Source organism: Xanthomonas sp. NCPPB 1062 (assembly GCF_041481705.2).
Taxonomy (GTDB): domain Bacteria; phylum Pseudomonadota; class Gammaproteobacteria; order Xanthomonadales; family Xanthomonadaceae; genus Xanthomonas; species Xanthomonas euvesicatoria.
Genome location: NZ_CM192987.1, coordinates 1026582 through 1040396, shown reverse-complemented (window position 1 = coordinate 1040396; position 13815 = coordinate 1026582). Strand labels below are relative to the sequence as shown.

Annotated in this window: 14 protein-coding genes; 9 read left to right on the top strand and 5 right to left on the bottom strand. The window is 65.1% G+C overall.

The window, feature by feature from the left end; genetic code table 11:
* Positions 1–113 precede the first annotated feature (113 nt).
* Positions 114–1055 carry a prolyl aminopeptidase gene (gene pip / locus ACCQ16_RS04505; protein WP_277573167.1) on the bottom strand — a complete coding sequence of 314 codons (942 nt, stop codon included), beginning with the start codon at positions 1053–1055 and terminating at the stop codon, positions 114–116.
* A gap of 235 nt (positions 1056–1290) precedes the next feature.
* The gene (prmC, locus tag ACCQ16_RS04500) at positions 1291–2151 is read right to left on the bottom strand and encodes a peptide chain release factor N(5)-glutamine methyltransferase (RefSeq protein WP_277573166.1); all 861 of its coding nucleotides are present in this window, start codon (positions 2149–2151) and stop codon (positions 1291–1293) included.
* 202 nt (positions 2152–2353) lie between these two features.
* Between prmC and ahpC the strand changes: the two genes are divergently transcribed.
* From ahpC to ACCQ16_RS04470, 6 genes are all read left to right on the top strand, one after another.
* Complete coding sequence (gene ahpC, locus ACCQ16_RS04495; RefSeq protein ID WP_003488826.1) at positions 2354–2917, top strand: alkyl hydroperoxide reductase subunit C; 564 nt, start codon at positions 2354–2356, stop codon at positions 2915–2917.
* 186 nt (positions 2918–3103) lie between these two features.
* Positions 3104–4696, top strand: a complete 1593-nt coding sequence (ahpF, locus tag ACCQ16_RS04490; RefSeq protein ID WP_031421221.1) for an alkyl hydroperoxide reductase subunit F — start codon at positions 3104–3106, stop codon at positions 4694–4696.
* A gap of 91 nt (positions 4697–4787) precedes the next feature.
* The gene (locus ACCQ16_RS04485; RefSeq protein ID WP_011346505.1) at positions 4788–5729 is read left to right on the top strand and encodes a LysR substrate-binding domain-containing protein; all 942 of its coding nucleotides are present in this window, start codon (positions 4788–4790) and stop codon (positions 5727–5729) included.
* A gap of 497 nt (positions 5730–6226) precedes the next feature.
* Complete coding sequence (gene rnk, locus ACCQ16_RS04480) at positions 6227–6667, top strand: nucleoside diphosphate kinase regulator (protein ID WP_011346504.1); 441 nt, start codon at positions 6227–6229, stop codon at positions 6665–6667.
* 51 nt (positions 6668–6718) lie between these two features.
* Entirely contained in the window at positions 6719–7687 is a 969-nt protein-coding gene (tal, locus tag ACCQ16_RS04475; protein ID WP_031421219.1) for a transaldolase, read from the top strand.
* Positions 7688–8043: 356 nt separating this feature from the next.
* Entirely contained in the window at positions 8044–8613 is a 570-nt protein-coding gene (locus tag ACCQ16_RS04470; protein ID WP_218506756.1) for a type 1 glutamine amidotransferase family protein, read from the top strand.
* A 415-nt stretch (positions 8614–9028) separates the two neighbouring features.
* Here the strand turns inward: ACCQ16_RS04470 and msrA are convergent, their stop codons facing one another.
* Positions 9029–9679, bottom strand: coding sequence for a peptide-methionine (S)-S-oxide reductase MsrA (gene msrA, locus ACCQ16_RS04465; RefSeq protein ID WP_008576346.1), 651 nt, complete (start codon positions 9677–9679; stop codon positions 9029–9031).
* A 95-nt stretch (positions 9680–9774) separates the two neighbouring features.
* Complete coding sequence (locus tag ACCQ16_RS04460; protein ID WP_011346501.1) at positions 9775–10290, bottom strand: SgcJ/EcaC family oxidoreductase; 516 nt, start codon at positions 10288–10290, stop codon at positions 9775–9777.
* 124 nt (positions 10291–10414) lie between these two features.
* Between ACCQ16_RS04460 and ACCQ16_RS04455 the strand changes: the two genes are divergently transcribed.
* From ACCQ16_RS04455 to ACCQ16_RS04445, 3 genes are read left to right on the top strand one after another with little or no spacing between them, the layout of a single operon-like run.
* On the top strand, positions 10415–11122 hold the full coding sequence (locus tag ACCQ16_RS04455) for a helix-turn-helix transcriptional regulator (RefSeq protein WP_109291192.1): 708 nt from the start codon (positions 10415–10417) through the stop codon (positions 11120–11122).
* Positions 11119–13029 carry an ATP-binding protein gene (locus ACCQ16_RS04450; protein ID WP_277573164.1) on the top strand — a complete coding sequence of 637 codons (1911 nt, stop codon included), beginning with the start codon at positions 11119–11121 and terminating at the stop codon, positions 13027–13029. The genes ACCQ16_RS04455 and ACCQ16_RS04450 overlap by 4 nt, the downstream gene beginning before the upstream one ends.
* Positions 13026–13490 (top strand): response regulator, encoded by a 465-nt coding sequence (locus ACCQ16_RS04445; RefSeq protein WP_008572608.1) that lies wholly within the window; start codon positions 13026–13028, stop codon positions 13488–13490. Before ACCQ16_RS04450 ends, ACCQ16_RS04445 begins: the two co-directional genes overlap by 4 nt.
* A gap of 94 nt (positions 13491–13584) precedes the next feature.
* On the opposite strand, the gene ACCQ16_RS04440 is transcribed toward ACCQ16_RS04445, so the two are convergent.
* On the bottom strand, positions 13585–13815 hold the full coding sequence (locus ACCQ16_RS04440) for a putative signal transducing protein (RefSeq protein ID WP_014089453.1): 231 nt from the start codon (positions 13813–13815) through the stop codon (positions 13585–13587).

Sequence of the window (13815 nt, the reverse complement as noted above, 5' to 3'; positions counted from 1 at the left end):
GTGCGCACGCGCGCTCCTACACGTCATGCGTATGTCATCGCACCTCAGCGCGTGCCGCGGAGTGATCATGCACATCGACCAAAGCGAACTCTGATCGATGTGCATGCATTCGCTCACGCAAACCCGTCGGTGGCACACACCAAGGCATCGACGTTTTCCGGCTCGAACGCCGAATGCCCGGAAGCCGGGCTGATCTGCAACTGCGCCTTCGGCCACACCTTGTGCAGGTCCCACGCGCTTTGCAGCGGGCAGACCACATCGTAGCGGCCGTGCACGATCACGCCGGGAATGTCGGCAATGCGATGCGCGTCGCGCAGCAACTGGTCTTCGACCTCGAAGAAACCGCCGTTGACGAAGTAATGGTTTTCGATGCGTGCGAAGGCCAGGGCAAAGTGCGCGTCTTCATGCCCGGTGACGAAGTCCTCGTCCACATGCAGGAAGCTGGTGGCGCCTTCCCACACGCTCCAGGCCTTGGCCGCGGCCAGGCGCGTGGCCTCGTCATCGCTGGTGAGGCGGCGATGGAAGGCAGCGATCAGGTCGCCGCGCTCATCCTGTGCAATCGCGTCGATGTAGTGCTCCCAGGCATCCGGGAACAGCCGGCTGGCGCCTTCCTGGTAGAACCATTCCAGCTCGAAGCGGCGCAGCAGAAAGATGCCGCGCAGCACCAGCTCGGTGACCTGCTGCGGGTGGGTCTGCGCATAGGCCAGCGCCAGCGTGGAGCCCCAGCTGCCCCCGAACACCTGCCAGCGGTCGATGCCCAGATGCGTGCGCAGCCGTTCGATATCGGCCACCAGATCCCAGGTGGTGTTGTCCACCAGATCGGCATGCGGCGTGGACCGGCCGGAACCGCGCTGATCGAACAACACGATGCGGTACTTGGCCGGGTCGTGGAAGCGCCGCATCTTGTCGTTGCATCCGCCGCCAGGGCCGCCATGCAACATCACCACCGGCTTGCCCTGCGGATTGCCGCACTGCTCGAAATACAGCGTGTGGCGGTCGTCGACCTTCAGGCTGCCCTGCTGGTAGGGCGTGATCTCGGGATAGAGCGTGCGCATGCGTCGGTCCTGCGGGAAACCGCTAGTGTATCGGCTGCTGCGGGCGCACACGGGCAACGCCATGTGATCGAAAAGACCGGTGCGCGGTGATGGGCGAGGCGCTGAAGAGCACATCGACCTTCCGCGCTTACCGGCAGGCGGGCGCACTCGGTGCGCACGACCGCTCGATCGAACGCGCGTGCTCCGCTTCGGAACGCGCGGCCAGTCTGCCGACAATGGACGCTGCGGCAATTGCTCAGCCGGCCTGGCCCGCAGTTGGCGACCAGCGCCCCAAGGTCACGCGATCGCGCCGCTCCAGATCCTGATGCGTGGCCACCGCAGCGAAGCCGCGCGCGGCCAGCAGTTCGGCCACCGCCGCCCCCTGATCCCAGCCGTGTTCCAGCAGCAACCAGCCGCCGGGCAGCAGATGCGCAGGCGCATCGGCCACGATCAGGCGAATATCGTCCAGCCCGTCGCTGCCCGAGGCCAGGGCACTGGCCGGTTCGTAGCGCAGATCGCCCTGCTGCAGGTGCGGGTCGTGGGCGGCGATATACGGCGGGTTGCTGGCGATCAGGTCGAAGGCCTCGCCAGCCAGCGGCGCAAACCAGCTCCCCTGCCGGCAGTCGACATTGCGCAGGCCATGGCTGTCTGCATTGTGCCGGGCCATCGCCAGCGCCGCGGCGCTGGCATCGGTGGCGATCACCTGCGCCTGCGGACGTTCACTGGCGATGGCCAGCGCGATCGCGCCGCTGCCGGTCCCCAGATCGGCGACACGACGGCCTGGCAAGGTGTCCAGGCGCTCCAGCGCGAGCTCGACCAGCACTTCGGTATCGGCGCGCGGGATCAACGTGGCCGGCGAGACCGCTAGGTCCAGCGTCCAGAATCCGCGCGAGCCGGTCAGATAGGCCACCGGCTCGCCGGCCTCACGGCGCTGCACCAGGGCATTGAAGGCCTGCGCGACCGATAGAGGCACCGCATCGCGCCCGTGCATGAACAACCAGGCACGATCACGGCCCAGCGCGTGCAGCAGCAGTGCTTCGGCATCGCCGCGCTCGACCCGCCCGGCGGCGCGGCGAAGCAGCTGATCGGCGGGAATGGCGGCGAGATCGTCGGACATACGGGCTGTTCACCTACACGCAACATCGGCTGACCATTATCGACCATGGCGTGCACCGCGATTGCGCTAGATGCCATCTGACGAGTCGATAGCCTAAGACTATCTATGCAATTCCATCAATCGATTTGAGGAATCTATCGATCCTGCCTACCATGGCGCCTGTTCCATCCCCCGCCCCCTTTTCACCGCACGAGGAAACTCAATGTCTCTCATCAACACTCAGGTCCAGCCGTTCAAGGCGAATGCGTACCACAACGGCAACTTCATCGAAGTCACCGAAGCCAGCCTGAAGGGCAAGTGGTCGGTGCTGATCTTCATGCCGGCCGCGTTCACCTTCAACTGCCCGACCGAAGTGGAAGACGCCGCCGACAACTATGCCGCCTTCCAGAAGGCTGGCGCCGAGGTCTACATCGTCACCACCGACACGCATTTCTCGCACAAGGTGTGGCACGAAACCTCGCCGGCCGTGGGCAAGGCGCAGTTCCCGTTGATCGGCGACCCGACCCACAAGCTGACCCGCGCGTTCGGCGTGCATATCGAAGAAGAAGGCCTGGCGCTGCGCGGCACCTTCATCATCAATCCGGAAGGCGTGATCAAGACCCTGGAAATCCACGACAACTCCATCGCTCGCGACGTCACCGAGACGCTGCGCAAGCTGACCGCGGCACAGTTCGTGGCCAACAATCCTGGCCAGGTCTGCCCGGCCAAGTGGAAGGAAGGCGCCAAGACCCTGGCTCCGTCGCTGGACCTGGTCGGCAAGATCTAAGCCGGCTGTCACCTCCGGCCCGATAAGGGCCGGGGGTGAACCGGAGCCGGTGCCGGGCTGCCCGCCAGCCGCCGCCAGCACGCATCCCGACCTCGCGCCGGCTGCGGTTCACTCCCTTCCTTCCCGGCGACCTGCCTCAGCGCAGCGACGCCACGCCCTCCCCTTGCCCATTCCCAGGAGTTCTCCATGTTGGATGCCAATCTCAAGACCCAGCTGACCGCCTACCTGGAACGGGTGACGCGGCCGATTCAAATCAACGCCTCGATCGACGACAGTGCCGGCTCGCGCGAAATGCTCGACCTGCTGGAAGAGTTGGTCCTGCTCTCGGACAAGATCAGCCTGGACATCCACCGCGACGACAACCAGCGCAAGCCGTCGTTCGCACTGACCACGCCGGGCCAGGACATTTCGCTGCGCTTTGCCGGCCTGCCGATGGGCCACGAGTTCACCTCGCTGGTGCTGGCGCTGCTGCAGGTGGGCGGCCACCCGTCCAAGGCGGCAGCCGAACTAATCGAGCAGGTGCAGCACCTGGAGGGCGACTACCGGTTCGAAACCTATTTCTCGCTGTCGTGCCAGAACTGCCCGGACGTGGTGCAGGCGCTGAACCTGGCGGCCGTGCTCAACCCGCGCATCAAGCACGTGGCCATCGACGGTGCCTGGTTCCAGGACGAAGTGGAGGCCCGCCAGATCATGTCGGTGCCCACCGTGTACTTGAACGGCGAGCTGTTCGACCAGGGCCGCATGACGCTGGAGCAGATTGTCGCCAAGCTCGACACCAATGCCGCCAAGCGCGACGCTGCGAAAATCGCCGCGAAAGAAGCGTTCGACGTTTTGGTGGTGGGCGGTGGCCCGGCCGGTTCGGCAGCGGCGGTGTATGCCGCACGCAAGGGTATCCGCACCGGCGTGGCGGCCGAGCGTTTCGGTGGCCAGGTGCTGGACACCATGTCGATCGAAAACTTCATCTCCGTGCCGGAAACCGAAGGCCCGAAGATGGCCGCCGCGCTCGAGCAGCACGTGCGCCAGTACGACGTGGACATCATGAACCTGCAGCGTGCCGAGCAGCTGATTCCGGCCGGTGCCGACGGCCTGATCGAAATCAAGCTAGCTAACGGTGCCTCGCTCAAGAGCAAGACCGTGATCCTGTCCACCGGCGCGCGCTGGAGGCAGATGAACGTGCCCGGCGAAGACCAGTACAAGAACAAGGGCGTGGCGTATTGCCCGCACTGCGATGGCCCGCTGTTCAAGGGCAAGCGCGTGGCGGTGATCGGCGGAGGCAACTCCGGCGTGGAAGCGGCGATCGATCTGGCCGGCATCGTGGCGCATGTCACGCTGGTGGAATTCGACGACAAGCTGCGCGCCGACGAAGTGTTGCAACGCAAGCTGCGCAGCCTGCACAACGTGCGCATCATCACCAGCGCGCAGACCACTGAGGTGCTGGGCGACGGGCAGAAGGTGACCGGTCTGGTCTACAAGGACCGCACCGGCGGCGATATCCAGCACATCGAGCTGGAAGGTGTGTTCGTGCAGATCGGCCTGCTGCCCAACACCGAGTTCCTGCGCGGCACGGTGGCGCTGTCGCCGCGCGGCGAAATCATCGTCGACGACCGTGGCCAGACCGATGTGCCCGGCGTGTTCGCCGCGGGCGACGCCACCACGGTGCCGTACAAGCAGATCGTGATCGCGATGGGCGAAGGTTCCAAGGCCGCGTTGAGCGCCTTCGACCATCTGATCCGCACCAGCGCACCGGCCACTGCCGACAGCGTGGCCCAGGCGGCATAAGCGAGCGCCTGCTTAGCGCCCGGCCGACCCGGGCGCTAAGCTTGCAACACGCGCCAGTCGTTCCCCGTCACCGCAATGAAGGCTGCTGCACATGAATCTGCGTGACCTGAAATATCTGGTAGCCCTGGCCGACCACAAGCATTTCGGCCGCGCTGCGTCGGCCTGCTTTGTCAGCCAGCCGACGCTGTCCACCCAGATCAAGAAACTCGAAGACGAACTCGGCGTGTCGCTGGTGGAGCGTGCGCCGCGCAAGGTCATGCTGACCCCGGCCGGCCGCGAAGCTGCCGTGCGTGCGCGCAGCATCGTGGCTGAGGTGGAACAGATGAAGGAAGCCGCACGCCGCAGCCAGGACCCGGAAGCGGGCACGGTACGTCTGGGCATCTTTCCCACCCTGGCACCGTATTTGTTGCCGCACGTGGTACCGCGCATCCGCGAGCGTTTTCCGCGTCTGGAATTGCTGCTGATCGAAGAAAAGAGCGACCAGCTGATGCACCAGTTGCGCGAAGGCCGGCTGGATGCCGCGCTGCTTGCATTGCCATTGCAGGACGACCAACTGCATGCCGAATTCCTGTTCGAAGAACCCTTCGTGCTGGCCGTGCCGGAAGGCCACCCGCTGTCGCGACACGACAGCATGACCCTGGACGACTTGTCCGAGCAGCGCCTGTTGCTGCTGGAAGATGGCCACTGCTTGCGCGACCAGGCACTGGATGTCTGCCACCTGGCCGGGGCGATGGAAAAATCCGAATTTCAGGCCACCAGTTTGGAAACCCTGCGCCAGATGGTCGCGGCGAATGTCGGCGTGACCTTGCTGCCGCTGCTGGCGGTCAAGCCTCCGGTTGCGCGCTCGGAAAACATCCGCCTGATCCGCTTCCGTGAAGACAAGCAGCCCAGCCGCCGCATTGCGATGGCGTGGCGGCGCAGTTCGGCCATGACCGCGTTTCTGGAGCAGTTGTCGCAACTGTTCAAGGAATTGCCCGAGAGCCTGTTCACTCTGGATCAGCCTGCGACGGGACCGAAGGCGGTTGCGGCTTAGGGAATCGGGAATCGGGAATCGGGAATCGTAAAAGCGTGTCGCGGTTGCGATCGCTTTGGCTGTGGTTGGAGGTCTGAAATTGGGGCGGCGCGCGAGCGTCGCTTTTTGTTTGTGTGCAGCCCTCTTGCCCAGCTTGTTTGTGTACAGCCCTCTTGCCCAGCATCAATCCGCCGCTGTCTGCTCGACGCGGCTGGCGAGGGCACGCTGCCCACGCGACCATGCGATTTACGCGTAGCGTCTTGTTCGCTTGCTTGAGACCGATAATGCGGCGTTTGCGGCATGCGCTGGAAGCAGGCTCGTGTGCAGCGGCCGTCATGCCCTCCTCCAATTGATCCAACCGCAGCGCTTGCTCGCCGCACCAGGCCCGCAGCGACTGCCTGGCGTCCCTGCCGATGTCTTGGCTTCGCACCATCCATGCATTGCGATCAGCCGCCGGCGCCCTCATCTTGTCAGTGCTGCTTGCCATGTTGGCGAGCCGTTTCTATGAGGAGACTGCCATGACTTCGCAACACCACAGCGGCTTGCCGCCATCCATCCTGGTGTCCAGCCACGACCTTGCCCGGCTTGAGGCATTGCTCGATTCGCCAGCCTTCAACAAGCATCCCGCCGCCACTGCGCTGAGCGACGAACTGGGCCGCGCCCGCGTGCTGCCGCCCGACCAGATTCCCGGCGATGTTGTCACCATGCACTCACGCATCGAATGCGAGGACCAACTGCATGGCGAACGGCATACGCTCACCCTTGTGTACCCGCATGAGGCCGATGTGCAGCACGGCCGCATCTCGGTGCTCGCGCCGGTCGGCAGCGCGTTGCTCGGCCTGTCGGTCGGCCAGAGCATCGATTGGCGTACGCCCGACGGACGCGACCTGCGCCTGCGCGTGACTGCCGTGCACGACCAACCCGCAGCGGCGGGCGACTTCCGGCGCGCGGCGCGCTAACGTAACGCGCTGCGCCATCCCCGACCCGTTCCACGATTCGAGAGAACCCGCATGACTGCATCCCCCTCCAAGCTCGCCCAGCTGCGTGAACTGTCCGTTGTCGTTGCCGATACCGGCGATTACGACGCCATCAAGCGCCTGAAGCCGGTCGACTGCACCACCAATCCCACCCTGGTCAAAAAGGCATTGGATCTGCCGGTGTATGCCGACCTGATCGAGCGCGAACTGGCCTGGGGCCGCGAACACGGTGGCGAAGACCGCACCAGCACCGTCAACGAAGTGGCCGACCGCCTCACCGTCGGCGTCGGCGTCAAGCTGGCCGAGCTGGTCCCGGGCCGTGTCTCCACCGAAGTCGATGCCGACCTGGCGTACGACACCCAGGCCACCATCGCCAAGGCGCGCAAGTTCGTTGCGATGTACGCCGAGCGCGGCGTGTCCAAGGACAAGATCCTGATCAAGATTGCAGCGACCTGGGAAGGCATCGAAGCCGCGCGCCAGCTGCAACGCGAAGGCATCGACTGCAATCTGACATTGATCTTCAACCGCGCGCAGGCGCTGGCCTGTGCGGAAGCCGGCGTGTTCCTGATCTCGCCGTTCGTCGGCCGCATCCTGGACTACTACGTCGCCCAGGGGCAGACCCCGGCCAGCATCGACGAAGACCCGGGCGTGGTCTTCGTGCGCACCGTCTACAACGAGTTCAAGCAGCGCGGCTCGTCCACCGTGGTCATGGGCGCCTCGTTCCGCTCCACTGCGCAGATCGAAGCGTTGGCGGGGTGCGACCGCCTGACCATTTCGCCGGACCTGCTGGAAAAGCTCGACGCCGAGCACGGCGAATTGCCGCGCAAGCTCTCGCCGGCCAAGGCCGACAATGCCCAGTTCACCCCGATCGACAGCGACAGCTTCGCTTCGGGCCTGGCCGCCGACCCGATGGCCACCGAGAAGCTGGCCGGCGGTATCGACACGTTCGCCAAGGACTTGCACGCACTGCGCAAGACCATCGCCGACAAGCTCGCTGGCTAATCACACAGCGAGCCTGTTCTGCATACAACGCCTGCAGCTGCCTGGCTGCGGGCGTTGTCGTTTTTGAGTCTGGTTTAGAGGTGTGCGGCCAAGCCGGTCTGCATCGCGATAACGGGTAAGGATGCGGGCAGCTCGTGGACGTGGGCGTTGTCGCTTCCGCAGCCGGCATTGCCGGGGATCGACAGCAGCCGCCTATCAGCACCTCTGCACGACAGACAGAAGACCGCGTGGCACAGGACAGCCATGCCTGCGCCGTGTACCGCCTTGGACCAAACCCCCTGCTCTCCACATATCGCTTACACCCGCTGCACGCGCACTGCCTAGAATCCGGATTCACTCAACTGGCGTAACGGACAATGGCAAACATTGCAGTGGTGATGGTCGATGGCGTGGCCGATTGGGAAATCGGCGTGGTGCTGCCGGCAGCACGCGAATGGTTCGGCGACCAGGTCGCCATTGCCAGTATCGACGGGCAACCGCTGCAGTCCATGGGCGGGGTGCGCATCACGCCGGAATTTGCCCTCTCCGATCTGGCGCCACTGCAGGCCGATCTGTGGATCCTGCCCGGCAGCGAACGCTGGCAAGCCGGCGAAATTCCCGGGCTGAGCGGCTTGCTGGTCGAGCGCGTGCAGCAGCAGCGCCCGGTCGCGGCGATTTGCGGCGCCACCCTCGCCTTCGCCTATGCCGGCCTGCTCGATGAGCGCGCGCACACCAGCAACGCGTTGGCCTTCTTGCAGGAGCACGTGGTGCCGTACGCAGGCGCCGCGCACTATCGCCACGAAAAGGTCGTCAGCGCCGATGGCGTCATCACCGCACCTGGCACCAGCCCGGTGAATTTTGCATTGGCATGCATGCGGCAATTGCATCCGGAGCGCACCGATACGCTTGCCCAGTTGCGCGGCATGTTTGCCGGAGAATTCGTTTAATCCAACGGATTTGGGCCGGCATGGTTGATGCGCTGCATAGGCCTACCATTCCGATGCGCCAAACCGGTCGTTCGCGCACCCTGGCGCCTTGCTTCCAATGATGGCGCAACGAACGTCACGTGGGCTGCGCACCGGTTTTGACGCCGCGCGTGCCGCGGCAGCGCGCAACTGCCAATTCGCGGCACAACTCCACCGAGCCGGTTCGCCTGCAGACGCACCACGCCATCAGCGGCATGCCTGGCGAGAATGGCACTCAAAAAAGATGGCCGCGCCGTCTCCGACGCAGCCATTCAAGTTGCCTAGCACGCACTCCCATGCAGTGCCTGATCGTGATAACGCTGCCGGTCACTGTCGGCCATCGGCACGCTGCCACGATCATGTGGACGACAGCGTTTCAATCCGGCCCGCCTTTCCGTCAGGCATCCAGCCCGATCGGGCAGCTCACTCCCGTGCCGCCAAGCCCGCAATAACCATTGGGGTGCTTGGCCAGATATTGCTGATGATCGTCTTCGGCGTAATAGAACGTGGGCGCCGGGAAACGGATCTCCGTGGTGATTGCGCCGTACCCGGCTGCAGTCAGTTGTTGCTGATACGCATCGCGGCTGGCAAGCGCGGCGTCGTACTGCGCCTGCGTGGTGCAGTAAATCGCCGAACGGTATTGCGTGCCGACATCGTTACCCTGCTGCATGCCCTGGGTGGGGTCGTGGCTTTCCCAGAAGGTGCGCAGCAATTGTGCGAACGACACCGCTTGTTCGTCGAACACCACCAGCACCGCTTCGGTGTGGCCGGTCTGCCCGGAACACACTTCCGAATAGGTCGCGTTCGGCGTCTGCCCGCCGGCGTAACCCACCGCTGTGGTGTAGACCCCTGGCACGTTCCAGAACTTGCGTTCCGCGCCCCAGAAACAGCCGAGCCCGAATTGCACCTGGGCCAGACCGGTGAACTCCCCGCGCAACGGATGGCCGTTGACCAGGTGCGTGTTATGCAGCGGCAGCGCTTGCTCGCGCCCGGGTAGTGCCTCGCCCGGGCGTGGCATACGTTGTTTGAAGGCGCCGATTCCCAGCATGGTGCAACTCCGCAATCGTGAGGATTGCCTGCTGGATGGCGCCGGCCAGAGCCACTTTCAAGCCTGCCCGACCAGCGCCTGTCGCCCGCGCCGCATTACTTCGCCTTGGCAACCGCCGCGCGCGTGTCCACTTCCGGCATCGCCGAGCTGTGGTGGTTGATGATCAACCACTTGCCGTCGCGCTTTTCGTACACGAAGGTGTAGCGGGCCTGCACGTTGCTCTTGTTGCCGTGCTTGTCGGTCAGCGTGAAGGTGTACACCCCGGCATCCACGGCGCTGTCGTCGTCGAGCACGCGCACGGTGCGGTAATTGACCACGCCCTGCGGCTTCTTGGTCAGGAACATCGCGAAGTAGTTTTCGATCTGCTCGCGCGAGGCGCGCACTTCGTTAGAGACCGTCGGCAGCAACACGCCGTCCGGTGCGTACAGGTCGGCCACCTTGTGCGGGTTGCCCGTGGCCAGCGCCGCGTTCCAGGTGTCGAACAGGGCAGCGACCTCGCGTTCTTCGCCGCCGGCCGGCAGCTTGGCCTTGTCGGTGTAATGCATCACGCCGCCAGCCAGCGCCGGGGTGGCAGCCAGAGCCAGAACCAGAGAGAAGAGGGTGCGACGCATGGGAAATCTCCGTGTGATTGATGGGGGTGCCTCAGCGGGCAGGGCCAGTATCGAAATCAAGCAGCCCCAACAATTCTGCCGGGTGACATATACTCAAATATGCTGATCGGCCTAGAGCGAGCCTATGGAAACTCCCACCAATGCTGGCGATTGGCGCCTAGCCTTGCGCCGCGAGGCCTCCGATAGCGCGCGTTGGCAGGCGCTGTGGGAAGCTGCCGTTGCACTGCGCCAGGTGCACAGCCCCGAGCAGGCCTGCGATGCGGTCCTTGGGCGGGTGCTGCTGCTGCTGGGCCTGGAACACGGCGCGGTACTGGCGCAGCGCGGCCCGCGCGCGCAAGTGTTGGCCAGCCGCGGCCGTGCATTGCCGCCCGGTGCCAGCGCCGCCGGCGACGGCCAGGAAGCGGCCTGGTTGATGCCACCGCGCCCGTCCGACATCCGCGAAGCCAGGGTGCCGATCCACGCGCTGGGCACCACGCACGGCATGCTCTGCGTGGCCTGGAGCGAAGGCCGCCCGGCCCCCGGCAATGACGACGTGCAGGCGCTGCAGGCGTTCGCGCTGCTGCTGCCGGCGATGGTGGCGGAGCCGGCCAAACCGGTTGCCACGCGGCGGCGCAAACCGCTGCAGGACGACCGTCTGGGCGCGTTGAGCAAGCGCGAAAAACAGGTGTTGTCGTTGCTCCCGCGCGGACTCACCAACGCGACCCTCGCAGCTGAACTGGGGATTTCTCCCGGCACGGTCAAAGTGCACGTGGAGCGAATCCTGCAGAAACTTGAGGTAAAAGATCGCACCCAGGCCGCGGTGTACGCGGTCCAATCCGGACTTGCGCTATGAATGCATTGGCGGTGCGTTGGAACGATTGGCCGATTACCCGCAAAAGCCTGGCGGTGGTCACCCTGCCGCTGCTGTTGCTGGCCGTTGCGTTGATGGCGATCTACAGCGTGGAACGGCAGAACATCGCCGCCGAAAACGACGTGCGGCAGACCCTGGAAGTGCTCAGCGATCTGTATGAAGCGCACGCACTGTTGGCCGAAACCGCGGCCGGCGTGCGCGGATATCGTCTGGTGCGGCGCGATGAATTCCTGACCCCGTATCGCGATGCCGAGCCGCGGCTGCAGCGCGTGGCCGACCGTCTTTCGCAACGCATCACCGATCCCAGCCAAGCGCGGCGCTTTGCGCGCATCAAGCCGCTTTTTGCGGAAAAAATGCAGGGTTGGCGCCGATTGCTGGCACCGGATCTGAGCCGCGAAGAAGAGATCCGGCAACTGTGGGATGGCAAGTACAAACTCGACATCCTGCGTGCGGAACTGCGCGAGTTGCGCAACTACGAAACCGCGCAGTTGCAGGTACGTACCGCCAAGGCGCAAGGGCTGCGCCAGCGCAACCTCATCATCACCTTGAGCGCGGCGATGCTGGGCGGGCTGGGCGCGGTATTTGCCGTGGCATGGTTCGCCTCGGCATTGTCCGGGCGCCTGCGCACCCTGGCCGCCAACGCCGACCGGCTGGGCGAAGGCCTGCCGCTGGCACCGCAGCCGCGTGCCGGCGACGAACTGGGCCAGGTCGGCCAGCGTCTGGCGCAAGCCAGCGAATTGTTGGCCGCACGCGCAGCCGAAGCGCAACTGGCGCGGCGCGAGGCCGAAACCGCCAACCGCGCAAAAACCGAATTTCTCTCGCGCAGCAGCCATGAACTGCGGACTCCGCTCAATGCGATCCTGGGCTATGCGCAGGTGCTGGAAATGGATCTGCCCGAGCCGGGTCATCGGCGGCATCTGCAGCACATTCTGGGTGCCGGCAGGCACTTGCTCGGGTTGATCACCGAGCTGCTGGACATCGCGCGTATCGAAGCCGATCAACTTGATCTGAGTCCGGAGCCGGTCACGGTACGCGCGGCCGTGCACGAAGCCCTGGGACTGATCGCGCCGGATGCCGACAAGCATGGCATTGCACTGCAACCGGCCTCCATCGACGGACCCTGGACGGTGCGCGCCGATGCGCAGCGGCTGCGCCAGGTGCTGCTCAATCTGCTGTCGAACGCGGTCAAGTTCAATCGTACTGGCGGGCAGGTGCAGGTGAGCGCGCAGGCCGATGGCGAACAGGTGCGTATCACCGTGGCCGACCAGGGCGCGGGGCTGACCCCGGCGCAGATCGACCGCCTGTTTACGCCGTTCGAGCGGTTGGGCGCCGAGCGCTCTGCGGTGGAAGGAACGGGGCTAGGGTTGGCGCTGAGCAAGCGCTTGATCGAGGCGATGGGTGGACAGATCGGCGTGGACAGCAGCAGCGAGGGCGCGCGGTTCTGGATTTCGCTGCCGCAGGGCGAGCATCAGCACAGTGAACCGGCGCGGCCGCTGGTACCGCCAAGCAGTGCCGGCAGCGGCGTGTGCCGGCTGTTGAGCATCGAAGACAATCCATCCAATCAGGCGTTGATCCGCACGCTCACCGAGCGTCGCCCGCAGTGGCAGCTGCTCGAGGCGGCCAGCCTGGCGCAGGCGCGTGCGCTATTGCAGCACGGCGCGCCGGATCTGATCCTGCTGGACCTGCACCTAAGCGATGGCAACGGCGAAGAGCTGTTGCGCGAATTGCAGGCGCAGCCGGCGCTGGCGGCCATCCCGGTGGTGGTGATCAGTGCCGATGCCACCACCGCCACACTGGCGCGCGTGGGCAATCAAGGCGTGCGCGCCTATCTGACCAAGCCGCTCGACGTGGCGGAATTCTTCACCGTGATCGACGGGTTGCTGGCATGACACGCGACGAAATTCTCGGTTCCCGCATCCTCATCGTCGACGACGAGCCGGCCAACGTGCGGTTGCTCGAAGACCTGCTGCAACGCGAAGGTTTCCAGCAAGTGATCGCCACCACCGATCCGCTACGGGTCATGGGCCTGGTCTCGGCATTTGCCCCGGACCTGATCCTGCTGGATCTGAAGATGCCCGAGTTGGACGGCTACGCGCTGCTGGAACAGCTGGCGCGGCTGTCAGACCCTGGCCGGTTCCTGCCCGTGATCGTGCTCACCGCCGACCCCAGCCGCAGCGCGCGCCACCGCGCCCTGGGCCTGGGCGCCAAGGACTTTTTGACCAAGCCGCTGGATACCTTCGAAGTCGCACTGCGGGTCTGGAACGTGGCCGAAACCACCGTGTTGTTCAAGCGTCTGCGCGCATTGGCCGCGCCGGATGCAGCGCCGCCGGGGTGGCGTCAGCAGGAATGACGCGCATACATCGCAGGAGCGCACCTGGGCGCGACGTGGCGTTTATCGGCAGAGCCTCGTCGCGCCCGGGTGCGCTCCTACGACTGGCGCTGCGCTACAGCGCCCGCGTGACCTGCCCGCACAAGCCGATCTCCGCCAGCACCGCCTGGGCCTGAGTCAAATGCATATCTGCCACGCAGACCTGCAGCACGCCGAAGGCGGGCAGCTCGCCGGCACCGCCCAGCAGCGATTCGCCGAAGACAAACGCGGTGATGCCGGCATCTTCCAGCGCGTGCTTGGCCAGATGCGCATCGATGAGGTGACTGGCGCGGTAGGCGATCTGCAT

Bases quoted from the DNA above. Each gene is read 5' to 3' on its own strand.
- rnk (WP_011346504.1), top strand. From the start codon at position 6,227: ATGACTTCGCAACACCACAGCGGCTTGCCGCCATCCATCCTGGTGTCC.
- ACCQ16_RS04460 (WP_011346501.1), bottom strand. From the start codon at position 10,290: ATGCGTCGCACCCTCTTCTCTCTGGTTCTGGCTCTGGCTGCCACCCCG.
- pip (WP_277573167.1), bottom strand. From the start codon at position 1,055: ATGCGCACGCTCTATCCCGAGATCACGCCCTACCAGCAGGGCAGCCTG.
- tal (WP_031421219.1), top strand. From the start codon at position 6,719: ATGACTGCATCCCCCTCCAAGCTCGCCCAGCTGCGTGAACTGTCCGTT.
- prmC (WP_277573166.1), bottom strand. From the start codon at position 2,151: ATGTCCGACGATCTCGCCGCCATTCCCGCCGATCAGCTGCTTCGCCGC.
- ahpF (WP_031421221.1), top strand. From the start codon at position 3,104: ATGTTGGATGCCAATCTCAAGACCCAGCTGACCGCCTACCTGGAACGG.
- ahpC (WP_003488826.1), top strand. From the start codon at position 2,354: ATGTCTCTCATCAACACTCAGGTCCAGCCGTTCAAGGCGAATGCGTAC.
- ACCQ16_RS04455 (WP_109291192.1), top strand. From the start codon at position 10,415: ATGGAAACTCCCACCAATGCTGGCGATTGGCGCCTAGCCTTGCGCCGC.
- msrA (WP_008576346.1), bottom strand. From the start codon at position 9,679: ATGCTGGGAATCGGCGCCTTCAAACAACGTATGCCACGCCCGGGCGAG.
- ACCQ16_RS04440 (WP_014089453.1), bottom strand. From the start codon at position 13,815: ATGCAGATCGCCTACCGCGCCAGTCACCTCATCGATGCGCATCTGGCC.
- ACCQ16_RS04445 (WP_008572608.1), top strand. From the start codon at position 13,026: ATGACACGCGACGAAATTCTCGGTTCCCGCATCCTCATCGTCGACGAC.
- ACCQ16_RS04470 (WP_218506756.1), top strand. From the start codon at position 8,044: ATGGCAAACATTGCAGTGGTGATGGTCGATGGCGTGGCCGATTGGGAA.
- ACCQ16_RS04450 (WP_277573164.1), top strand. From the start codon at position 11,119: ATGAATGCATTGGCGGTGCGTTGGAACGATTGGCCGATTACCCGCAAA.
- ACCQ16_RS04485 (WP_011346505.1), top strand. From the start codon at position 4,788: ATGAATCTGCGTGACCTGAAATATCTGGTAGCCCTGGCCGACCACAAG.